The organism is Nostoc sp. (assembly GCF_036917375.1).
Classification (GTDB): Bacteria; Cyanobacteriota; Cyanobacteriia; order Cyanobacteriales; family Nostocaceae; genus Nostoc.
The window spans coordinates 35,808-58,162 of the sequence record NZ_JBALDN010000094.1; the positions used below are offsets into that span (position 1 = coordinate 35,808).

The window sequence follows — 22,355 nt, forward strand, 5'->3', positions numbered from 1 at the left end:
TAGCAAATTAAATTTGGCAAAACTCTGCGTACCTTTGCGTTTACTTTGCGTTCCTCTGCGTTTAAAAACGCTACTAACTTGTGAAACTCTATGCTAGAGATGTATACCCATTTCAATGTAATTGTCCTAATACCCAATCAAGCTTACTTTGTCTCCATCCAATTGTCACCAACACGCGCCTCCACAAGCAAAGGCACACTCAAATTCGCTGCATTTTCCATCACCGATTTGATTTGTAGTTGTAATTCTTCCCACTCATGAGGGGGAATTTCAAACACTAATTCATCGTGAACTTGCAACAACAAACGCGCCTGATAGTTTTTCAAAACCTCATGCAATCTCACCATTGCAATTTTGATAATATCAGCGTTAGAACCTTGAATTGGTGCATTAGCCGCGGAGCGTAATAAACCTGCATCAAAAGCACCCAAATTCTTCAATTTACTCAAATCGATATCTTCTGGATTGCTGCCTTTTAATTTGCGTAAACTGTTATTAGTAAAGTCAAAATAGCGACGGCGGCCGAAAATAGTTTCTACATAACCAAGAGCGATCGCTTCTTTTTTCACTCGCTCCAAATACGCAAATACTTTCGGATATCGTTCATTAAACCGCTTAATAAACTCGTTGGCAATGGACTTATCTATCCCAGTTGAGCGCGAAAACCTGAGAGAACCCATTCCATAAATTACGCCAAAGTTGATAGTTTTTGCTATGCCTCGTTCTTCTGATGTGATATTTTCTTTTTCAAAAACTAACCGCGCTGTCACACTATGAACATCTTCATTTTGCTGATATGCTTGCACTAATATCGGCTCTTGACTCAAATGAGCCAAAATCCGTAATTCAATTTGTGAGTAATCAGCAGCCACCATTAACCAACCAGGTTCTGGTAAAAACGCCTTCCGAATTTGGCGACTAAAAGCTGTACGAATGGGAATATTTTGCAAATTCGGATTAGAAGAAGATAATCTACCAGTTGATGTTGCTGCTTGGTTAAAATCAGTATGCACTCGCTGAGTATCTGGACGTACTAATGCAGGTAATGCATCAACATAAGTAGACTTTAATTTAGATAGGGTGCGATATTCAACGATCGCTTTAACAAATCCAGTGTTATCATCTTCTTGAAGTCTTTCTAGTGTTGCTGCATCTGTAGAGTAGCCCGTTTGAATTTTACGAGAATGTCTGGTGCTTAACCCCAATTTTTCAAATATAATTAGGCTCAATTGTTTAGGAGAACCCAAGTTAAAATTTTCTCCTGCTATTTCAGTTGCTTCCTCTTTTAATCTGGCTAACTCAGTTTCTAAATGCTGCGAAAGTTCTTGTAAATAAGCGGAATTAATGCGAACGCCTGTATATTCCATTTCGGCTAAAACAGCTTCTAGCGGCTGTTCCACTTCCAAAAATAGCTTAGATAAAGCTGGAATTTTATCCAGATCCTCGCGCAACTTCGACACTAAACCAAAGGTAGAATAAGCATCCATCCCACAGTAATCTGCGACGGCGGGAATATCTATATCAGCGATATTTTTGCCTTTAGGAACTAAATCTAAGTAACTTTTAGCTATCAATCCCAAATATCGCTGCGACAAATCCATCAAATTATGGCTTGAATCGGGATTTAGAATATAACTCGCTAGCATGGGATCGAACACCACTCCCGCCAAGTTAATTCCTTGACTCCTAAGAACTAAGCGGTCAAATTTAGCATTTTGTAAAGCTTTGGGATAATCGGCACTTTCGAGAATTGGGCGTAGTGTTTCTAACACCAAATCTTTATTTATATTTTCTCCAGTTTTGTGCCCTACAGGAATATAGGCTACCTCATCTGGTTGCATTCCCCAACAGCAACCGATTCCTACTAATTCAGCATCTCTTGGTTCTAAATCGGTAGTTTCAGTATCCCAAGCAACGGGTGTTTCTGGATTAGTGAATTTTTGCAAAACTTTCACTAACTCAGTTAATTTGGCTTCGGTATTGATGATATGTGGTGTAATTGGGGAAGTAGATTGTTGTGGAACTGCGGCTGTATCACTAGCACTGAAAAACCACAAATCATTATCTTCATAATCACTGAATTCTAAGTTAGTAAATTTGGGATTATGTACGTCTGTTTTAGTTTCTTGCTTTTCTTCAACTTGGCCACCAAAACGCTGCTGAAGGTCGTTGATTCTCCCTAAAAAAGACTTAAATTCTAACTTTTCTAAAATTGGTGATAAGACGCTTGTATCAAAACCTTTTAATTTGCAATCTTCTAAATCAAATTCTATCGGAACATCTAAAACTATGGTTGCCAAATAGCGAGACTTATCGGCATCCTCTTTACCTGCTGCCAGTTTTTTCTGAGTTGCGCCTTTAATTTCATCTAACGCAGCATAAACATTCTCAAGTGAACCATAGGTATTCAGCAGCTGCACTGCTGTTTTTTCGCCAATTCCCTTGACACCAGGAATATTATCTGATTTATCACCACAAAGAGCTTTAAAATCAACAATTTGTGAAGGTAAAACGCCCATCTTCTCTTTGACTTGTTCTGCTTTAAATTCCGTGATGCTATTTGTAGAGCGCTTTAGGGCATCTGGACTAAAATTTAGAACAGTGATTTCTTTGTCAGAGTCGATTAGTTGAAATAAATCGCGATCGCCAGTGAGAATCTTCACCCTATACCCAGCCGCAGTTACTCGCTGTGCTAAGGTTCCCAAAACATCATCAGCCTCAAAACCAGGGGCAGTGAAAAAGGGTAGATTAAACCCATTCAGCAACTCATGCAGGTTTTCTAAGTCGGGAATGAAGTCTTCGGGCGTTTCCGGGCGATCGGCTTTATAAGTCTCGTCCGCTTCGTGACGAAAAGTTGCCTCAGCCAAATCAAAAGCGATCGCCATTGCTTGAGGCTGTTGTGTTGCCATTACCTCCAACAGGCACTTCACAAAACCAAAACATATACTGGTGGGAATCCCCGTTTTGGTACGCAGTCCTCCATCTCGCCCTTTGGCGAAAGCAAAGTATGAACGATAAGCCAAGGAGTGCCCATCTACAAGGATGAACGTGGGGCGTGTTGTAGTTGCAGAAGTAAAAGTTTCAGACATAGCCCTATTTTAGCCAGAAGCTTTGTCACATAGTCAGCAATTTCAAAGCTTTGGCTACCTTTATTGTCACTCGTTGATGTCAAGAAGCGAGTAAGCCCTCAGTTAACTGGTATCTTAAATTAAAGAACTTGAGGCAGACAACTGATTTAAAGGTAGATAAGCCACCTTCGCAAGCAATCAGGTCATCAAAATAAGAGTGCTGAAATCAGTTATGTATCAATCGATCGAGTAGCAATTTATCGATAAGTTGCCGATCTCGAATGCACTTATCTTTACGATCCGAACCAGATACAGATTGGGAAACGTTCACAATTTACATAAAAGCCACATGAGTACAATCACGACTAAGGATGGTACGCAAATCTATTACAAGGACTGGGGCACAGGACAGCCTATTGTCTTCAGCCACGGCTGGCCACTGAGCGCGGATGCTTGGGAATCGCAGATGTTTTTTCTCGCCTCACACGGCTACCGCTGCATCGCGCACGATCGTCGCGGTCATGGACGGTCGAGCCAACCGTGGAATGGCAATGACATGGATACTTACGCTGACGATCTAGCGGAGCTTTTCGAGGCACTGGATATTAAGGATGCGGTGATGATCGGACACTCTACCGGCGGCGGTGAAGTAGCGCGTTTCATTGGACGGCACGGCACCAAGCGCGTTTCCAAGGCAGTGCTGATGGGCGCGGTGCCGCCACTCATGCTCAAGACGGAGACGAATCCGGGTGGGCTACCCATTGAGGTCTTTGATGGCTTTCGAGCGGCGTTGTTGGCTGACCGATCGCAATTCTTCCTAGATGTACCCAGTGGGCCATTCTTTGGCTTCAATCGACCCGGTGCCAAAGTCTCCCAAGGGCTAATCTATTCGTGGTGGATGCAGGGGATGATGGCTGGACATAAAAACACCTATGACTGCATTAAGGCGTTTTCGGAAACAGATTTCACCGAGGATTTGAAGAAGTTTGATGTGCCGACGTTGATCATTCATGGTGATGACGATCAGATCGTGCCGATTGGTGCTTCTGCCCTCCTGTCTGCAAAGCTCGTCAAGAATTCGACTTTGAAAATCTATCCTGGGGGAGCGCACGCTCTGGGCGACACGAGCAAGGAACAGATTAACGCCGATCTGCTGGAATTTATCAAATCCTGATGCATGGATTTAAAAACCTCAATGGGTGCATTCTTGTAAGTTTGCACCTGTTTTGGACAGATATTTTCAACCCAACAACCACAGGAATCACAGGCATGACAACACTAGAGGGAAAAATCGCAGGCGTTACAGGTGCTTCTAAAGGCATCGGTGCTGCGATCGCCAAACATTTGGCAGCTGAAAGTGCAAGCGTTGTAGTTATGATTTCCACAATCATTGCACCCCTCCCTCAATAGCCCTATCCATTACCCGGATTTTTCTTAACATTTCAAGAGTATTGACTCAGGTTTTTATAACCCTTATTCGTTCGTTGTTCATTCTCAATAAAAACGCAGTTTTAGCGAGAAGATTAAAAGGGAATTTGTCAAGTATACCTAAATTCTCAGTGTCTAAGACGGTTATAGAATATGGGTTTCAAGATTGTAAAGAAAGATGTGGGTAACGCATAGCTCAATAGCCAGAGAGTTTTTAAATTTGAGTGTGAGAATCTGATGAAAGCAAACTATCTCTAAGGAGTTTTGCACTGATGGAAACAGCAGATGTCATTGTCATCGGCAGTGGTCAAGGAGGCATTCCACTAGCGGCTGATCTTGCCAATGAGGGACGTAAGGTTGTCTTGTTTGAGCGGGATGCTTTAGGTGGCAGTTGCATCAACTATGGCTGCACTCCGTCTAAAGCGTTCTTAGCTGCGGCTCATGCAGCAGGGCGATCGCGCCAGGCTCAGAAGTTAGGCATCCACACGGAAGTAGAAGTGGATTTTCCCGCTGTCATGGAGCGAGTTCGGGGAATCCGCAGCAGCTTTAATCAAGGGATTCGCCAGCGATTGGAGACTGCGGGTGTGAAAGTCATTTGTGCCGAAGCTGCTTTTGTGGGCGAACGGACGGTCAAAGGTGGGGATGTTACCCTTCAGGCTCCTCTGGTAATCATTAACACGGGTACGTCATCGCTGATTCCTGACATTCCCGGACTTGCAGGAACTCCCTACCTGACCAACCGCAATTTCTTCGACTTGAACACCTTACCACCCCGTTTATTGGTGATTGGAGGCGGGTATATTGGCTTGGAATTGGGACAAGGGCTAGCGCGCTTGGGCAGTCAGACCCACTTAATTGTCCGGGGCGATCGCGTGCTTGGGCAAGAAGAGTCTGATGTCAGCGAGGTCTTAGCAGAAGCATTAAAGCAGGATGGGATTGGGCTTCATTTCGGAGTTAATGTCAATCACGTTGCCCATGAGAATAATCTGTTTAAGCTGACCCTGAGCAGTGGCGAACAACTTCAAGGAGAAGCGTTGCTGGTTGCGATTGGACGGAAACCCAATACAAGTGCATTAAATACAGCTGCCAGTGGAATTGAGCTAGACGATCGAGGATTTATTAAAATTGACGACCAGTTCCACACTACCTGTTCTGGAGTCTATGCGATCGGGGATGCTGCCAAACAGCCTGCCTTTACGCATGTGTCGTGGGAGGACTATCGCCGCTTAAAAGCAATTTTGTGTGGAGAAAACCGGACACGGAGCGATCGCGTCCTTGGCTATGCGGTCTACACAGAACCCCAGGTAGGGCGAGTGGGTATGACGTTAGAACAGGCTCAGAAACAAGGCATCAACGCGCGTGCTGTCACGTTATCCATGAGCCAAATTGCGCGTGCGATCGAGTGGGGGCATGACCTCGGATTTTATCGTATGGCGATCGACAGCGACACAGACAAAATCCTGGGAGCAACCCTGGTGGGCTACGAAACTGCTGAACTAGTGCATGTTTTTTTATCCCTGATAGAAGCAGGCGCAACCTGGCAGTTGTTAGAGCGATCGGTTCACATCCATCCCACCTATGGTGAAGCTTTACCCAGTCTGGCACGGTTGCTGCTTGGAGATAATATGCCAGGGTGTCCGAATATGTGAAGAGGTTTTATTAGACCTCTTGGCATTTGTGCTTTTTGCACTCTTGGGGAAAAGGTTTTGGTTAAAGGGGAAAGGGACTTTTGCAGAACCTTTTCCAGTTCCCCTTGCCCCTTATCCCCAGAGGGGACCCCACCTTCCCCTTTTCCCGACAAATGCCAAGAAGTCTATTGATGTACAACGTCAGTTGACATTAATAATCTAGATGCACAAGCCAGGAAGACATCCTCCTGACTCGGCTACAAAACTGTTCTCTGTTTCGATTGCTCATTTATCCCCGGTATTAATGAGCTTTTTTGTGCTTTTTATACAACTTAATTTCTACGTATTTGCAGCTTTAGTACGGAAGCCAAGTAGAACCAACTCTTGGCGGGTATATCAGCCCAATTAAGTACGTGAGTATAAGCATAGTAACCAGATAGTAACTAGATCCCTAAGTTATCTACCAGAAGTCGGGAATCTATCTCCTGAGCCTTTTATGTTCAATTAGGTTGACCTAGCTTACATCTCAGGAACCAACAAAAACTAACTTAATATTTCGACATCATATTACCACTATCAAAACCACTTTATCTTAACAAAACTTTATATATACTGTTCAAAAAGTCTATTGTCGAAGGGATTTAAACATAATAACTTTACATAAAGTTACGTGTATTTATCAAGACTACAAGCAAAGTTTCAGAGTTACAAATAGGTTAATAATCCCGTAATGATTCGTTTCAGAAAGGTATCTTTTATCCATGACAACAAAACTATTCAATTCTCTAGCTGCTGCTACAACTTTGGCAGGAATTGTTGCAACATCTGGAGCAGCTAATGCAGCTTCTCTCTCCTACAGTAGTTCCACTAATTACGATTTCACAAATATCATTGATGCACCTCTGAGCGTCCAAAAATTTGACTCATCTTTGGGTACACTCAAGGGTGTAACGATAAGTTTTACTGGGGACATACTTGGAAATGCAGGTTTTGAAAACAGGAGTCCAACCGCGACTCAGGTGACAGTAAATCTCGCTAGTCAACTCAGTTTAAAACTAAATAATCAGTCTCTGTTTGCGCTCAATCCACAAGATATATCGAGTTATCAAGCTGCTAAATATGACGGTAAGACTGATTATCTTGGCACGTCTGGAAAGACTATTTCTAACTTAACTGCCACACAATCTGCTACTCAGTCTTTCACCAATACCCAATTCTTGCAGTCTTTCACTGGTAATGGCGACGTAGACTTTTTGTTCTCAGCTTTAGCCAACTCAGTAGTTACGGGTTCGGGCAATATGAGATCCTATATTGATACTTACGCAAAAGCAGGTATCAAAGTAACTTATGACTACGATGCTAAAGCAGTACCTGAGTCTTCTGCCACACTTGGAATTGGCTTAATTGCTGGGCTTTGTCTATTGTCACAACGTAAAAAAAGCTGGATCAAGATGTTTAATTAATAGACTTTCTTGAAGAGGTAGATTTCTTCTATCCTATCTATCAAGCAGACTCTCTAATTTAAATTAAAAAACCCGATTTTTTCGAGAATCGGGTTTTTTATTGTGTTTATTAGCCAGAATTTTTAATAAGATTTAAAAAATACTATTTATGGCGATCGCCATAAATAATTATTGATATGAAGTGGTTGATTAGATAACCCAATTTTTTATATGACTCTCTACTGGTCGCCAGAGCCTGTTAACCTCTTACTGGAACTTAAAATTTAGGAAATTATGCCGAAAGCATCTACCGATCGTCAGGCTGCTGCAAAAGACATTAAACTACTAGTTTTGGATATAGATGGCACGATCGCTGGACACTCTAACACGATCAGCGAACCTGTAAAGCAAGCAATCTTTGCAGCGCAAGCACGAGGAATTCAAGTGGCGATCGCCACAGGTAGAATGTATCGTTCAGCCTTGCGCTTCCACCAAGATATCGGCTCTACCCTACCATTAATGGCCTATCAAGGAGCCTGGATTCAAGACCCAAACACCCAAAAAATTCATCGCCATTGGGTTGTTTCTAGAGAAATCGCCCACCAGTTACTCGACTATTTTGAAAAGCCTGAGTTGCGATCGCTTCTATCTGTTCACTTTTACATCAACGATCGGCTATACGTTCGTGAGTTAACCAGAGAAACCAAAATTTATGCAGAACGTTCTGGTATTATTCCGATTCCTGTAGGCGATTTGCGTCAAGCCTTAGCGAATGAACCGACAAAAATTCTTGCTTTATCTGATGACACTGACGTAATCGACAAACTATTAGGAAATTTGCGCCGTCAATACACACCTGCTGAACTTTATATGACAACCTCTGTTGCTACCTTTTTTGAAGCAACTAACGCCTCTGTAAATAAGGGAACTGCTGTCCGTTACCTAGCCGAAGAATTGCTGGGATTACAGTTAGGCAACGTGATGGCGATTGGTGATAACTTCAATGATGTGGAAATGCTGGAGTATGCCGGACTTGGTGTAGCTATGGGCAACGCACCAGCAGGAGTGCAAGCGATCGCTAATTGGGTAGCTCCTAGCGTAGAGGAAGATGGGGCAGCTTTAGCAATTGAAAAGTTTTTGCTGTAGTGAAAGTACTTTTTCAAACCTAACCCATACAAATCAGAAAGGACACCGACGACTGGCCGTGTTTCGTCTCGGTGCCCCTGCTGGTTCGCTCCTCACACACCTGCTAATGTATCCGAGGTGGTGCATTGAGTCAATAGCTATATAAAAAGTTTTTATTTTTACCTAAGCGACATTACCGATTTATAGCTCCAAAGGCGCAAAAACCCCTAGATTTTCCTCTAAGACAAATTTTAATACTGACTGAGTAGCCATGAGCAATCCCAGTCTAGCTTGAGCTAGCTCTGGTGACGTAATTTTCACCTCACCCCAAATCCGGCAATTAGACCAAAACTTTTCAAAAGCTTGGCTCAAATTCAGCGCTACTTTTTCCCATTTCACAGAACCGCTAACATCAGGGCATTCTATGTTGTCTACCACTTGTATTAATTCGCCAATGAGACGACGCTCATCTGGGTGATTGAGTTGTAGTGTTCCGTCGCAATTAAGCCAAGGTAAAGGGTTAGGAAAAATAACATCCCAAAAAGCTGGACTAGTATTTGGAACTGGTTCTCTAAGTTTAATCAATCCCTCTCGATGAGCCAGTAGCACTAGCGAACAGCAGCGTGCATGAGCATATTCAACAGCAAACAATGAATTGGGCACTGGGCATTGGGCATCAATTGTCTCCTCTGCTCCTTGGTCACTGAGCGTAGCCGTTCGCGCAGCGTCTCGTAGAGAAGTGCTGCTCTCCTGTTCCCCTGCTCTCCCCAAACTCCCGACTACGAGACTTTGTAACCAAGTCGCTAAGGTTGAGTGAGTTAATTCAAAATTTATCCAACCAGGGGGAACTATTTGAATGCTAAAAACGTCCTCACAAATCCCTGATAAATCTGAAGCGATCGCACTGGCAAGCTCCATCGCTTTTCGATTCTGAGATTTTGATAGTCGCAAAGACACACTTGAGGTATAGATAACTCTATTGTCATCTCTACCTTTATGTAGAGGAATTTTTTCGTTTTTTATGCACTTATTTTCTATTCTATAAGTATCAATGCTTATCGATTTTATTAGATAACTATATAATAGCTGTTTGATTGACGTATATTTGCTAACTGGTAATTTATAATGCACGTAATATTATTGAAATTGTGATGTAAGATATATTTGTTACATTTCTGTCATCTACCTTGCGGTATAAATTTAATTTAGATAAAGAAAAATGAGAAGAGGATAAAATTTGATGAATAATCGATGAATAGTAAGTAAACTTTACTACCATCATTGTACAGTAGGAAGTATAACAAAAGAGTAGAGAGTAATTTGCTTTCTATTCTTTGGATTGGCTGGCGCTGTTAGGCGTTAAGCCTGCCTCGTCAACACAAAGACACTCCTTGCACCCTTTTATTTACGTCTTTGTCTTCAGCCGAACGCTCTTTGTTACCTATGCAATCTCCATCCTCCTTTTCTGAGGCATCACGGCCTTTTTTGACTTGGCAACGCATTCTTGACTGGGCTCAAGAACACTATCGTTGCCGCACCTTTAGCAAAGATGAGCGCATTCCAGCCCGGCCTGGATTGCTGTATTTGGTGCAAAGGGGTGCGATCCGCATGGTAGGAACCGCCCAAGTTAGTGCAACTGCTAGTCAGCTAACGTCTCGACGAATCAACAGAACTCCAGAAGAAGCGTTCTTGGGTTTTGTAGGAGCGGGACAGCCATTTGAAATTGTTGCTCAGTCACCATTCACACTCCAGGCTTATGCCCATGTCGATCAAACTGCGGTGCTGTGGATGTACTGGCATGATTTAGACAATTGGCCTCACTTCCGTCGCGAAGTTATGGATGCCTTTAGGTATCAGCACCAGCGTAAGCTGCTGTGGCTGAGTGCCTTGGGACAACGCCGCACAATTGACCGACTCTTAGGATTTCTCACATTGTTAATTGAGGAATATGGAGAGCCAGCAATGAGCGACACCGATCCTGATGTGATTCGCGGTTATTGTCTGCCCTTTCCCCTCACTCATGCCCAAATTGGTAGCGCGATTGGTTCCACTCGTGTCACCGTCACCCGCTTGATGGGTAAGCTGCGTCAACGCGGTTTAATCTTGACTCAAGGGGATAATCTCATTTGCTTGCCAGCAGAGTCGATTAATAGAGCTGGTTAAGGTAAAGTTCAGAGCGGCGATTTCCGCCACTCTGTCTTGAGTGCGATCCGCAGATGTCAGCGAATTTTGACAAATCCCGCTTGGGTAATCAATTGCTGTCCCTGCTCAGTCAGCAGTAAGTTGGCGTAAGCGACACCTGCTTGCTGCTCATTCTGACCATTCTGTTTGACCACCACAAACAGATTGCGGGTAATCGGGTATTTTCCTGATTGGAAGGCTTCAATGTTCAACTTGTTCCGTTTACCAGGACATTCAGACGGGAGGACAGAAGGTTCTTGGTATGGTGCAATGTATTGCCCTTGCGTGCGTCCCAACGGCAAGGCCTTGATTGAGCATTGAGGAATCACCTCTGGGGCAGAAGCGTAGTAAATGCTACCAGGACTATCAGCCAATTTTTGCAAGGCTTGGGTGGTTGTGGAGATAAATTCTACATTGGAGCTGAAAGCTTGACCACCCAAGATGTCTTGGACAAAAAGTTCGACAGTACCGCCATCAGCAATGCGGCGGGAATAGGGCTTGATCGGGATATTGGGGCCGCCCACCTGGCTCCAATTATTGATTTTGCCTGTGTAAATTGACTTTAATTGTTCTACCGTTAGTCCTGGGATATTCAGGTTTGGGCTAACTGCAACCGCTAAACCATCAATTGCCACAGGAATTTGTTTCAAACTGAACCCACGCTGCTGGGCACGGCTTAATTCCGGATCTAGAACTGGTCGGGAGGACTGGGCAAAAGCTAGTTGACCGTCTATCAAGGACTGAATGCCAGTACCAGAACCAGGCGATGCATTGCTGGGTTCTACATAGCGCAGCCGTAACTCTGGCCGCGCGGCTTGAATTGCCGGATCGACTACTAGTCGAATCGGTGCCCAAGATGTACTGCCTCCGTAATTGAATAATCCTGTAGGAACATCCTTTACTGAAGTGAAAGTATTGCCACTAGGTTGTTCTGAGCCAGTTTGGGGCGTTTTGGTGCTACTAGAATTAATTGTATTTAGATTGACACCAGATTTTCTAGTAAACCACCAAAAACCGCCAGCTATTAGCCCGACGGTGATTAGGATGGATAATACAAGAATAGTTGTTTCATTTTTTTGGGACATAGTATAATTACCCGCGCGTCCATTCAATATAAGTGCTTGACTTGACAAGTGCTTGCTACTTGAGATTGTATTTGGAGGACGGGGATTTTGTTAGCAAATCCTAACTTCTGAGTAATTTAGAAGTCAAGGTATAATAAATTTCATTTGGATTATTCGTTCCGATCTCAAGGTTTGAGTGGTGGTAAGAATAAATTGACAGTAAGATTTTTCTCCATAAAACCTAATTTCTCATCTTGAGAGGTTTTGCAGGTTAAGTATTGGTTAATTTTTGATTTTTTCTTGCTGATTAACGCAGTGGTTCAAAGTCATAACCAGTGCGAGAGCGAGAACCAGGAACAATTTTTACAAGTTGGACTGGGGCATTGCGATCGCCTGATGCTAAAAACCGAATTGTACCAGAAGCGCCAGTGGCAGAAAAGTCAGATGAGAAGAGTGCTTGCTGGACTCCAGCTCGCGTCGGATTACGTTTTAATGCCGCAATTAGAGCTACAGTGGCATCATAACTAAGGGCACTTCGCCAACTCACATCACCGCCCCATAACTGCCGCGATTTCTGGGGAAAATCTGACTTAGGATCGCTATCAATATGCCAGGGAACTGCTAATACCATCCCCACAGCTTGTTCTCTGCCAATTTCCAAAGTTTTAGCGGTGTAAACATCATCTCCCGCCAACAAAGTTAACTTTTTCTGATTAATCTGAATTACTTGCAGCGCTTTATCGAGAGTTTCAGTGTTAGCAGCTAACATCAAAACTTCTGCACCTTGTTTAGTTGCTTGTTCTACACTTTTAGCTGCACTAAAATCCGCCTTGGATAAGTCAAATTCGCTGGCTACCTGTCCACCCTCTAGGGAAACGGATGAAACAAACTCCGACTTTAAAGACTGGCTATAGTTACTCTGAGAATTAAAGAAAACCACTGCATTTTTTTTCTGCAAGGTTCTCACCATATAGTTAGCTAAAGTTCTCGCAGCCATAAAATCACTGGGAACTGTGCGAAAAACGTAGTGGCTAAAGTTAGAAATTTTGACAGATGTACTAGTAGGAGATATAGCTACAAGTTGTCCAGAAGTATAGATAGTACCTGCGGCTAAGGTGGAATCGCTAGTATTCGGCCCGACTACACCCAATACTTCGGAATTGCTGACTAGGTTGGAAGCGATTTGCTTTGCTATTTCTGGATTGTCGTCGTCATTAGCTATCCCTACCCTCAACGGTACTCCCTTGATTCCTCCTGAACTATTAACTTGATTTTGAGCTTGGGCGATGCCACGCAAAATTTCTAAAGCAGCATTAGGGTCAGTGCCAAATGGTACAGAAGCCACGATGGTATAGCTTTTGGAAGAACCGATGCGGGCATTGTTAAGAAAAATTAATGCTTCTGGATCGTTTCGGTTGAGTTTTAGAGCAGCTGTGAAATTGGCGATCGCTCGATCGTAACTTTTAGCTGCGATCGCCTGTACTCCTTCTTTTTTCACCGGAGAAATATCACCTGGAGTAAAAGATTTTTCCCCAAAACTAATACGGTCTTGTAAGGATGGATTGTTACCTGGTTGTTGATTTGGAATAATGTTATTAGCAATTTTGGCCCCATTGTTACTAAACCACCAAAACCCACCGCCAACTATGCCAACTGTCAGCAGCAGAGCCAAAGCTAAAATTGTGGTTTCATTCTTTTGTGACATAAATAAGTTTCAATAAAGTAAAAATATTTATTATGAATAATTCAGAACTCAGTAGCCAGTATGAATTCTGTACGACTGGGTGGTGAATATTGGTTTCAAACTGTACTTCTCTACGAGATGCTACCGCGAACGTCTCGCTACACGCTTTCGCCCTTAGTGGGCAGAACTATTATTAAATATACATTCCGTTTAATTGCGCCCACCGTTCCATAAGAAACTATAGACCACTAAAGATTAAACCAATAGTGATGACAACAGCTAAAAAAGACTAAGTGTTTCCTTTTTATGAGACATTTATTGTAGCTGTTAGCACCAGAAGTTTTTTAAAGTAAGAGAGATAATAATTTATAAATAAGTCGAAATACGGCTGTCAATGAAATAGCTACTAAGCCTGCTCCAACGGCTAAAATCACCACTGACGGAAGGTCAAGACCTCCCCGTAAAAAGGGGATAAAAAAAATAATTGCAAAACTAATTGTGGGAATAATTAATAAATCGAACTTTTCAATCCACCGCCTGGTTTGGGCAAAAATTAATATACCTAAAATCAGGGCAGAAGTAGTTAAAGTAACTATTGGTGATTTTACTAGACTGAAGAGGGCGATCGCGATCAATGCACCCTCAAATCCACTAAATGCCGCCCCACCCAATAATTCCAATGTCGAAAACGCTGGTTGAGTTGGCGGATGGCGGGGAACGACGGGATTAGAACCTTTTGCCGATTGTGGCGGAAGTGTTACAGAGGGTGAATTAATTTGTGTAGGGGCTTGAACCGCCTGTGAGTTAAGTGCATCTATAACCTCCTGGGCTGATTGGAAGCGCTGATTGGCAGCAGGTAGCAGCATTTTGTCTAATATATCAGCAAGGTGAGGGCTGACAGTCACTTGGGTTCGCCATTTCCACTGGTTGCTATAGGCATCAAACAGTTTAACTGCTTCCTGATTTGTCAACAAGGTAATAAGAGTTACAGCTAAGGCGTATAAATCTGTAGATGGGAATACTTGACCCCCAGCCATCTGCTCAGGCGGTGCAAATCCCATCGAATAAATTCCTGTGGAAGAAGCAGCAGACCCTAGTGCAACATTTGTTACTTGCTTAACTGCGCCAAAATCTAGTAAAAAAAGCCTACCATCGCGACGGCGCATGATGTTAGAAGGTTTAATATCTCTATGGATAATGCCTCTATGATGGACAAACTTTAGTACCTTCAGAATTTCTTGCAGCACCTCCAACACTTGCTGTTCAGAAAATTTGCCTTGTTGAACTAATTCTTCTTCTAAGTTTTGCCCATCAATATATTCTTGTACTAAGTAAAAAAATTGGTCTTGCTGTCCTGGTTGCAAACTATTAACTATCACTGGAAAGAAGGCAAACAAGTCTGGTATTTGCTCGTGATCGTTACCAAGTTGTGCTAAAACTTCTGCCTCTCTCTCAAACATCAACTGTGCTTGTTGCAGTTGATTTAAAGTTAAATTTCCCGCTGGTTGAAACTGCTTAACCACGCATTGACGCATTCCCGGTATTCGGCGATCGCGTGCCAAAAATGCTGCCCCAAACCCGCCCCTTCCCAGCAGTTTAGTTGGCACGTATCGACCATCTAGCATCAATGGCATACCACAGGTAGTGCAATACTTTTGCTGGGTTGTTTTCAGTGTCGTAACATCATCTAAATCGGCAAAATAGTTTTGTGGGCGTGGACAACGCGGACGAGTGCAGTAAACTTCCATTTTCGTGATTAGTCAAAATAATTCGTAATTGATAATACTTGCCTTCTCTACGAGATGCTACGCGAATGGCAAGAAGCAAGCTACGTAATTCGTAATTAGTTCAGGTTACAGAGAAACTAAATTTATTAATGGGGAACACGAAACTTTTTTCCTGATGTCAAACCCTTGGCTTGCCTACAGCACTCTGCACGAACACAATGGGTTAATAATTACGAATTAAGTTAGCGACAGAGGAGCGTGATTACGAATTATTTGGTCATTTACAAAAAACAAAGGAAAAATGACAAGGGACTAATAACTTGATTTTAGTCTTCGCCAGATAAAGTGGGTGTTGCTACCTCCAATGTAGTTAACACTAGACTTTTTTGTGTTAATTTTAACACATCTTGATTCCATCCTGGGTTGGCAAACTGGGGCAAAATTTCTTGACTAAAGGCTTCTGCGGCCTTGGATCTATAGCGATTGGGATTACAAATCAGCCACAGCGTCCGTTTGACGACAACGCCTTCAATGGGGGTACGGTGCAAAACGCCCATTTGTAACTCTTTAGCGATCGCACTAGTTGAAACAAAGGCAGCCCCTAAACCAGATTGCACGGCATTTTTAATCGCTTCAATGGAATTCAATTCCATTTCAACTTTAAAACGTCTGGTATCGATTTCACAGCGTGCTAGCACTTGGTCAATGACTTTGCGGATAGTCGATTGGGAATCTAGAGCAATGAATTGTAATTTATATAGGTCTTCTTTCTGGATTTTTTCAAGTTTGGTAAAAGGATGAAAGACAGGTAAAATCAGCGCTAGCTCGTCCTCAGCGTAAGGAATAACTTCTAAAGATTCTGATAGTTCACCGGGAATTTCACCACCGATAATTGCCAGATCGACTTGTCCGTTCGCAACACTCCAAGCAGTCCGCCGGGTAGAGTGGACGTGTAATTGCACTGCCACATCTGGATATTTTTGTCGAAACATACCGATCATTCTGGGCAAAAGATAAGTGCCGGTGGTTTGAGAAGCACCGACAATTAAAGTACCTCCTTGGAGATTTTGTAAATCCTCGATCGCCCGGCAGGTTTCCTGACACAGACTGAGGATTTTTTCACCGTAGTTTAAGAGTAGATGCCCAGCTTCGGTTAATTGGGCGCGTCGTCCTCCACGATCGAATAAGGGGACATCGAGTTGCCGTTCGAGATTTTGGACTTGCAAACTGACGGCAGGCTGGGAGACGTAAAGACTATCAGCGGCACGCTTGAAGCTTCCTTCTTGAGCGATCGCTTTCAGGATACGTAACTGATCTAAAGTGAAAGGAAGGTCAGACATAAGGCTCAACCCACAAACTTTTAAAGGAGCAGATGCACGTAATAAATCCGGTTTGGCAGCAATCAGCCGGACATGATTTGTTGCATATTAAACTTGAAGGCTTGACTCGAAAAAGACAGTAGCACAACATCTTGACTAAAGTCCCCTTTTGAATACTTTGTGGTATTGGTTGTACTGAATTCAGTTTTCTTTAAATTACTTCACCTGTGTATATGCTGCTGATTTCTTGGTTGACACCCAGTCATTTTGTCATACTGGGGTTACAAATAGTTTTTGCGATCGCTCACAGTGGAGGCGCTGCTTTACGCCCTTGGGCAGAAAAATATATTGGCCCAAGGTTTTATCGCATTCTCTTTGCATTAGTCAGCCTACCGTTGGCTGTGATATTAATTATTTACTTTTTTGGGCACCGTTATGATGGTTTGCAAATTTGGCAGGTACAAGGGGTGCCAGGAGTGCGAGAATTTGTTTGGCTGCTGTCAGCAATCTCGTTCTTGTTTTTATATCCTGCTACCTTCAATCTACTAGAAATTGCTGCTATTCAAAAGCCCCAAGTTCATCTCTACGAAACAGGAATTATTCGGATTACCCGTCATCCGCAGATGGTAGGACAAATAATTTGGTGTGTTGCCCACACTCTCTGGCTGGGTACTACCTTTACCCTTGTGACTTCCATTGGATTGATATTGCATCACTTGTTTGGGGTTTGGCACGGGGATCGCCGTTTGAGCGATCGTTATGGAGAAGCTTTTGAAATTGCCAAACAGCGGACTTCAATTATTCCCTTTAAAGCAATTATTGATGGGCGTCAATCTCTCAAATGGCAGGAATTTCTCCGCCCTGCCTATTTGGGAGTTGCCATTTTTATAGCTTTGCTTTGGTGGTCGCACCCTCTGTTACTAGAAGCAACTAGTAGGATAGGATGGTAACTTTAGACGATCCCCAATGTCAGCAGAAAATCCGAAATAGATGGAAATTTCAGCTTATCAATTGCTCCAAATCAATGTAGGATAAATTCAAACATCTATCAGTGGGGGGTACGTTCAGTCAGATTGAGATTTTATTATTGGTAGTCGTTGGTCAGTTGCCTTTGCTTTAAAGAAAGTGGCAGATTCAGTCAAATCCCCAGGCGGTCACGGCAATCAGGAGTTTAACGATCCAAAAAAGCCAACGCGACTTCTAAGGTCGCTTTTCTGTCAGAGACACATTAACGCGCTCAATTTTTGCCAATGATTCTGTGTCCTGAAACTTTTGTCCTGAAAGCATCTATCGGCAGTTACTGACTTGCCAATCCTCCACTGAAGCAGTAGCTGAGTCCTGAGTCCTGAGTAAAAGCAAGCAACTTAGTATTCATTGCTTGGTAAGTAGTCCCAATCCCCGCTTTACTCTAAAAGAAAAAGAAACGAGTTCCTCATTCAATCCTCTAACTTTTTGTTATGGACTTCTACTCAGCAACCAGAACTCGGAACTCAGCACTACTCAATTCAGTACTGATAGCTAGTTTGATATAAAAACCTTATAATCCAAGAGGCGTCATGGTGTTGTCGGTTAGTGAGCGGACATTTACTCAAGAAGTTTTAGAATCACCTATTCCTGTTTTAGTTAACTTTGAAGCACCTTGGTGTGGCTTGTGTCGGATTATCCATCCACTTTTATTGCAATTTCAAGCCCAGTGCGGCGATGAAATTAAATTAGTCGGGGTTAACGCCGATCAAAATTTTAAATTGTCTACTACCTATAGGCTAAAATCACTACCCACTTTACTATTGATTGAAAATGGCACTATTCGCCATCGCTTGGAATGCTTTCGCGGCAGGGAAGATTTACGTCTAGCTTTAGAAGAGATTAAAGCCAGCTACAGCAATTACCCCAAAATTTACAAAAGTTCAAAAACAGTGGACTTAGAATACCGATCGGCCTGATGGATATTGGGTGTGGGGCATGGCGGCATTGGGCATTGGACATTGAACAAATGACCAATGACTAATGACCAATGACTAATGACCAAATCTAAAACCATGCTTAATACCCCACCCAATCAGTCTTGGGTGGGTTATTTTATCCTAAAGGGTGTAGTCACAATTATTAACAGTTTCGACACGCTAATCAAGAATTGTAAAAGTAGGCGTCAGTGATGGAAGTAATCTATCAGTATGCCTGGCTGATTCCGGTGTTCCCTCTTTTTGGGGCAATGCTGGTCGGTCTAGGGTTAATCTCGTTGAATCAGGTGACAAACCGCCTCCGCCAGCTTAATGCTGTGGTGATTATCTCCATGATGGGAGCAGCTATGGCGCTGTCGCTTGCCTTGCTCTGGAGTCAAATTCAAGGACACCCGGCTTATATTCGCACCTTTGAGTGGGCGGCAGCAGGTAATTTTCACCTGAGCATGGGCTACACTATTGACCACCTGACAGCCCTAATGCTGGTGATTGTCACAACGGTAGCCTGCTTAGTCATGGTTTACACCGATGGCTACATGGCTCACGATCCCGGTTACGTGCGGTTTTACGCCTATCTCAGTTTGTTTGGCTCTTCAATGTTAGGTCTGGTGGTCAGCCCCAACCTAGTACAGATTTATATATTCTGGGAACTAGTCGGGATGTGTTCCTACTTGCTGGTCGGTTTTTGGTACGATCGCAAGTCAGCAGCAGATGCCGCTCAAAAAGCGTTTGTAACCAATAGGGTGGGCGACTTTGGTCTATTACTCGGCATTTTAGGGCTGTTCTGGGCAACAGGAAGCTTTGATTTTAATATCATGGGCGATCGCCTCGCCCAACTTGTCGAATCAGGTTCTATCAGCAATTTTCTCGCTGTCCTGTTTGCGATTTTAGTTTTCTTAGGCCCAGTTGCAAAATCAGCCCAATTCCCCCTCCACGTCTGGCTACCAGATGCGATGGAAGGCCCCACCCCCATTTCTGCCTTGATTCACGCGGCAACAATGGTGGCGGCGGGTGTTTTCCTGATTGCCCGGATGTACCCAGTATTTGAAGACGTTCCAGCCGCAATGAATGTCATTGCCTTTACTGGGGCGTTTACGGCGTTTTTGGGGGCAACCATTGCCATTACCCAAAACGACATCAAAAAGGGCTTGGCTTACTCCACCATTTCCCAACTTGGTTACATGGTGATGGCAATGGGAATAGGTTCCTACAGTGCTGGACTATTCCACCTGATGACCCACGCCTATTTCAAGGCGATGCTGTTCTTGGGTTCAGGTTCTGTAATTCACGGTATGGAAGGTGTCGTTGGACACGACCCCGCCTTAGCGCAAGATATGCGCTTGATGGGTGGACTGCGAAAGTATATGCCCGTCACAGCAACTACCTTTTTGATTGGTTGCTTGGCAATTTCTGGTATTCCACCCTTTGCTGGTTTCTGGTCAAAAGATGAAATTCTAGGGAAGGCTTTTGAAGCTAACCCACTCCTCTGGTTTATCGGCTGGCTAACTGCCGGGATTACTGCTTTCTATATGTTTAGAATGTATTTCTCAACATTTGAAGGCAAGTTCCGGGGTACTGACGAGAAAATCAAGGAAAAACTCAAGAAAGCAGCGACAATTGTTCTGGAGTTAGAGTCAGAAGAACTAGCCCCCAATTTTGGGCCTGGGGCGATGAAGAAAGGAGAATTGGCGGCAACTAGTCAGCATCATGATTCCCATGACTCCCACGGGCATCACAGCGACTCTCCCCACGAATCGCCGTGGACAATGACCCTGCCGTTGGCACTGTTGGCTGTGCCTTCGATTTTGATTGGTTTGGTGGGAACTCCTTACGCCAATTATTTTGAAGAGTTTATCTTTCCTCCTAGCGAAACTCTCTCCGAAGTTATAGAAAAAGCTTCCGAGTTCAATCCGACGGAATTCTACATCATGGCAGGTGCCTCAGTGGGAATTTCTTTGGTTGCGATTACCTTAGCCTCGCTGATGTATTTGGGCCGTAAGATTGATCCGGCTGCGATCGCTGCTAAAATCCAACCACTTTACGAGTTATCCCTCAACAAGTGGTACTTTGATGACATTTACCATCGGGTTTTTGTCCTCGGCTTGCGTCGCGTAGCTAGACAAGTTATGGAAGTTGACTTCCGCGTTGTAGATGGTGCTGTTAACCTCACAGGCTTTTTCACCCTTGTTAGCGGTGAAGGTCTGAAGTACCTAGAAAACGGTCGCGCTCAATTCTATGCCTTGATTGTATTTGGGGCTGTTTTGGGTTTAGTGATTGTTTTTGGTGTTACCTAATTTTCATAGGGGTGGGCGACTGTCCGCCCCTACATTATTTTTTATCTCACGCAGAGGCCCGGAGTCGCAGAGAAGAATTGAGAGTTGAGTCTGAAAAGATCACAAGATTTTTTAATACAACCTATATAACCCACATTCCGTTTTTTGAAGCAAATGAATGATAGTAATATCATTGAAAACGGTGACGTATATATAAAAATCTCCAATCCTAACCTTATAGTCTTGCCTATTCCCGAAAAGAATACAAACACCTTTGTGCAGTTTGGTATTTGTATTACTAACAAAAGGTTACAGGATTTTTACCTAAATTTATATGAAGTATTTACACCAGTTCTCGTGACATCGGAGGGACAGGAAATACAGAGGCAATTAATAACCGATCTTTCGCTTCCAAGTATTCAACCAAACATATCTATTTTCCGAAGATGGAAGAATATAGTAGCTGAATTAAGAAATAACTTAACTAGCCAAGTTCAGCATAGTAGTCCTAGAGAAATTTCTTATTTATTAGTCCCTCCTAGAGATTCAAAATCATTTTCGCTAACTGGAAATCTTTATTGGCAAAATAACTTGCTTATTTTTCAGATTTCTGCTGTCCCAGAAGTCTTCCAAAGTCCTAATCTACCTAGCAGATTTTGGTCTTTTACTTCACTTCAGCCCGCAACATATAAGCTTCGATTCATATATAAAAGTGAGCATCAAACTACAGATGGCTTAAAGTTAGCTAAAAGTCAAGAAGAAATAAGATTAGGGCAATTAGCAACACAGGTTGTAAATTTCCATTTAGTTCAACATAATGAACCTGATTGTAGTACTTTAGTTGTCGATGGTATCGGCTTTGAAACTATAGTCCCGGAATTGGTTTTGCTCGCACCAAAAAAAAACTTGCTGTGTAAGTTTTTACACATATTTAAATCTCTGTTAATAATAGGACAGCAACATCCGCAACATCCTTATCCTTATGTGTTCAACCAAATTGGTCTTCGGATTGTTAATAACAAGTCAATTCCACTTCGCTTTAACTTCGGCGACATCTTGATTCCAGAGCTTGTAGAAGCGGATAGACAAATTTTGTGGAATGGCGACTGCATTAGACCTGAAGGCACATTAGACTCTGATTTTCCCTTAGTCATGCCAGGAGAATCTCTCACTTTCTTTCAAGACATTACTATTTTTTGGCTGAAAGATAACCAGTTTGGACTTAGTATATTTGCTCAAAATGGCTTCCACTGGATCTCTGAACCTCTTAGGTTAGGGACATATTATGTTCGATTTACGTACATAAATACAATGGAAGTTGTAACAAGATATAGCTCCATAAATACAGATACTAAGTCAAGAGAAAGTTTCTGGATAGGTCAGGTATCAACTCCTTTTGTGGAGATTCGCTTGGTTTCGTCTTCTTGAAGAAACATTAAATTAATTTCAAGGGAG

At 43.0% G+C, this 22,355-nt stretch carries 16 protein-coding genes and 1 pseudogene; 11 read left to right on the forward strand and 6 right to left on the reverse strand.

Translation table 11 applies throughout. The annotated features are described in order from the left end of the window. Window positions 1-143: 143 nt before the first annotated feature. Complete coding sequence (polA, locus tag V7K45_RS24710) at window positions 144-3,089, reverse strand: DNA polymerase I (protein ID WP_335007595.1); 2,946 nt, start codon at window positions 3,087-3,089, stop codon at window positions 144-146. 328 nt (window positions 3,090-3,417) lie between these two features. Between polA and V7K45_RS24715 the strand changes: the two genes are divergently transcribed. The 5 genes and pseudogenes from V7K45_RS24715 (at window position 3,418) to V7K45_RS24735 (ending at window position 8,712) form a co-directional block, all read left to right on the forward strand. Continuing rightward, window positions 3,418-4,242: an alpha/beta fold hydrolase gene (locus V7K45_RS24715; RefSeq protein WP_335007596.1), complete on the forward strand. Its 825-nt coding sequence runs from the start codon at window positions 3,418-3,420 to the stop codon at window positions 4,240-4,242. A gap of 95 nt (window positions 4,243-4,337) precedes the next feature. Beyond that, window positions 4,338-4,442 (forward strand): annotated as a pseudogene (locus tag V7K45_RS24720) (oxidoreductase); the annotation flags it as partial. 326 nt (window positions 4,443-4,768) lie between these two features. Beyond that, on the forward strand, window positions 4,769-6,145 hold the full coding sequence (locus V7K45_RS24725; protein WP_335007597.1) for a dihydrolipoyl dehydrogenase family protein: 1,377 nt from the start codon (window positions 4,769-4,771) through the stop codon (window positions 6,143-6,145). 740 nt (window positions 6,146-6,885) lie between these two features. Beyond that, complete coding sequence (locus tag V7K45_RS24730; RefSeq protein WP_335007598.1) at window positions 6,886-7,587, forward strand: choice-of-anchor E domain-containing protein; 702 nt, start codon at window positions 6,886-6,888, stop codon at window positions 7,585-7,587. Between the two features lie 273 nt (window positions 7,588-7,860). Beyond that, entirely contained in the window at window positions 7,861-8,712 is an 852-nt protein-coding gene (locus tag V7K45_RS24735) for a Cof-type HAD-IIB family hydrolase (RefSeq protein WP_335007599.1), read from the forward strand. 180 nt (window positions 8,713-8,892) lie between these two features. Here V7K45_RS24735 and V7K45_RS24740 read toward each other — a convergent pair whose 3' ends face one another. Beyond that, a complete protein-coding gene (locus V7K45_RS24740) occupies window positions 8,893-9,822 on the reverse strand; it encodes a DALR anticodon-binding domain-containing protein (protein ID WP_335007600.1) in 930 nt (309 codons plus the stop codon). Window positions 9,823-10,134: 312 nt separating this feature from the next. Here V7K45_RS24740 and V7K45_RS24745 point away from each other — a divergent pair, with 312 nt between their 5' ends. Beyond that, window positions 10,135-10,854, forward strand: coding sequence for a Crp/Fnr family transcriptional regulator (locus V7K45_RS24745; protein WP_012412419.1), 720 nt, complete (start codon window positions 10,135-10,137; stop codon window positions 10,852-10,854). Between the two features lie 56 nt (window positions 10,855-10,910). Here V7K45_RS24745 and V7K45_RS24750 read toward each other — a convergent pair whose 3' ends face one another. Next, complete coding sequence (locus V7K45_RS24750) at window positions 10,911-11,957, reverse strand: PstS family phosphate ABC transporter substrate-binding protein (protein WP_335007601.1); 1,047 nt, start codon at window positions 11,955-11,957, stop codon at window positions 10,911-10,913. A 286-nt stretch (window positions 11,958-12,243) separates the two neighbouring features. Continuing rightward, entirely contained in the window at window positions 12,244-13,641 is a 1,398-nt protein-coding gene (locus V7K45_RS24755) for an ABC transporter substrate-binding protein (RefSeq protein WP_335007602.1), read from the reverse strand. Window positions 13,642-13,701: 60 nt separating this feature from the next. Here V7K45_RS24755 and V7K45_RS24760 point away from each other — a divergent pair, with 60 nt between their 5' ends. Next, complete coding sequence (locus V7K45_RS24760) at window positions 13,702-13,854, forward strand: hypothetical protein (protein WP_335007603.1); 153 nt, start codon at window positions 13,702-13,704, stop codon at window positions 13,852-13,854. A 110-nt stretch (window positions 13,855-13,964) separates the two neighbouring features. Here V7K45_RS24760 and V7K45_RS24765 read toward each other — a convergent pair whose 3' ends face one another. Beyond that, window positions 13,965-15,368 carry a serine/threonine-protein kinase gene (locus V7K45_RS24765; RefSeq protein WP_335007604.1) on the reverse strand — a complete coding sequence of 468 codons (1,404 nt, stop codon included), beginning with the start codon at window positions 15,366-15,368 and terminating at the stop codon, window positions 13,965-13,967. 305 nt (window positions 15,369-15,673) lie between these two features. Continuing rightward, window positions 15,674-16,687 (reverse strand): LysR family transcriptional regulator, encoded by a 1,014-nt coding sequence (locus tag V7K45_RS24770; RefSeq protein WP_335007605.1) that lies wholly within the window; start codon window positions 16,685-16,687, stop codon window positions 15,674-15,676. Between the two features lie 212 nt (window positions 16,688-16,899). Between V7K45_RS24770 and V7K45_RS24775 the strand changes: the two genes are divergently transcribed. From V7K45_RS24775 to V7K45_RS24790, 4 genes are all read left to right on the forward strand, one after another. Further along, window positions 16,900-17,616, forward strand: a complete 717-nt coding sequence (locus V7K45_RS24775) for an NnrU family protein (RefSeq protein ID WP_335007606.1) — start codon at window positions 16,900-16,902, stop codon at window positions 17,614-17,616. Between the two features lie 606 nt (window positions 17,617-18,222). Next, window positions 18,223-18,609, forward strand: coding sequence for a thioredoxin family protein (locus V7K45_RS24780; RefSeq protein WP_335007607.1), 387 nt, complete (start codon window positions 18,223-18,225; stop codon window positions 18,607-18,609). Window positions 18,610-18,821: 212 nt separating this feature from the next. Beyond that, window positions 18,822-20,921, forward strand: a complete 2,100-nt coding sequence (locus tag V7K45_RS24785) for an NAD(P)H-quinone oxidoreductase subunit 5 (RefSeq protein WP_335007608.1) — start codon at window positions 18,822-18,824, stop codon at window positions 20,919-20,921. A gap of 153 nt (window positions 20,922-21,074) precedes the next feature. Then, entirely contained in the window at window positions 21,075-22,328 is a 1,254-nt protein-coding gene (locus V7K45_RS24790; RefSeq protein ID WP_335007609.1) for a hypothetical protein, read from the forward strand. The last annotated feature ends 27 nt before the right edge of the window (window positions 22,329-22,355 follow it).

Coding starts and splice junctions, on each gene's coding strand:
- polA (WP_335007595.1), bottom strand. CDS start 3,089: ATGTCTGAAACTTTTACTTCTGCAACTACAACACGCCCCACGTTCATC.
- V7K45_RS24715 (WP_335007596.1), top strand. CDS start 3,418: ATGAGTACAATCACGACTAAGGATGGTACGCAAATCTATTACAAGGAC.
- V7K45_RS24725 (WP_335007597.1), top strand. CDS start 4,769: ATGGAAACAGCAGATGTCATTGTCATCGGCAGTGGTCAAGGAGGCATT.
- V7K45_RS24730 (WP_335007598.1), top strand. CDS start 6,886: ATGACAACAAAACTATTCAATTCTCTAGCTGCTGCTACAACTTTGGCA.
- V7K45_RS24735 (WP_335007599.1), top strand. CDS start 7,861: ATGCCGAAAGCATCTACCGATCGTCAGGCTGCTGCAAAAGACATTAAA.
- V7K45_RS24745 (WP_012412419.1), top strand. CDS start 10,135: ATGCAATCTCCATCCTCCTTTTCTGAGGCATCACGGCCTTTTTTGACT.
- V7K45_RS24750 (WP_335007601.1), bottom strand. CDS start 11,957: ATGTCCCAAAAAAATGAAACAACTATTCTTGTATTATCCATCCTAATC.
- V7K45_RS24755 (WP_335007602.1), bottom strand. CDS start 13,641: ATGTCACAAAAGAATGAAACCACAATTTTAGCTTTGGCTCTGCTGCTG.
- V7K45_RS24760 (WP_335007603.1), top strand. CDS start 13,702: ATGAATTCTGTACGACTGGGTGGTGAATATTGGTTTCAAACTGTACTT.
- V7K45_RS24765 (WP_335007604.1), bottom strand. CDS start 15,368: ATGGAAGTTTACTGCACTCGTCCGCGTTGTCCACGCCCACAAAACTAT.
- V7K45_RS24770 (WP_335007605.1), bottom strand. CDS start 16,687: ATGTCTGACCTTCCTTTCACTTTAGATCAGTTACGTATCCTGAAAGCG.
- V7K45_RS24775 (WP_335007606.1), top strand. CDS start 16,900: ATGCTGCTGATTTCTTGGTTGACACCCAGTCATTTTGTCATACTGGGG.
- V7K45_RS24780 (WP_335007607.1), top strand. CDS start 18,223: ATGGTGTTGTCGGTTAGTGAGCGGACATTTACTCAAGAAGTTTTAGAA.
- V7K45_RS24785 (WP_335007608.1), top strand. CDS start 18,822: ATGGAAGTAATCTATCAGTATGCCTGGCTGATTCCGGTGTTCCCTCTT.
- V7K45_RS24790 (WP_335007609.1), top strand. CDS start 21,075: ATGAATGATAGTAATATCATTGAAAACGGTGACGTATATATAAAAATC.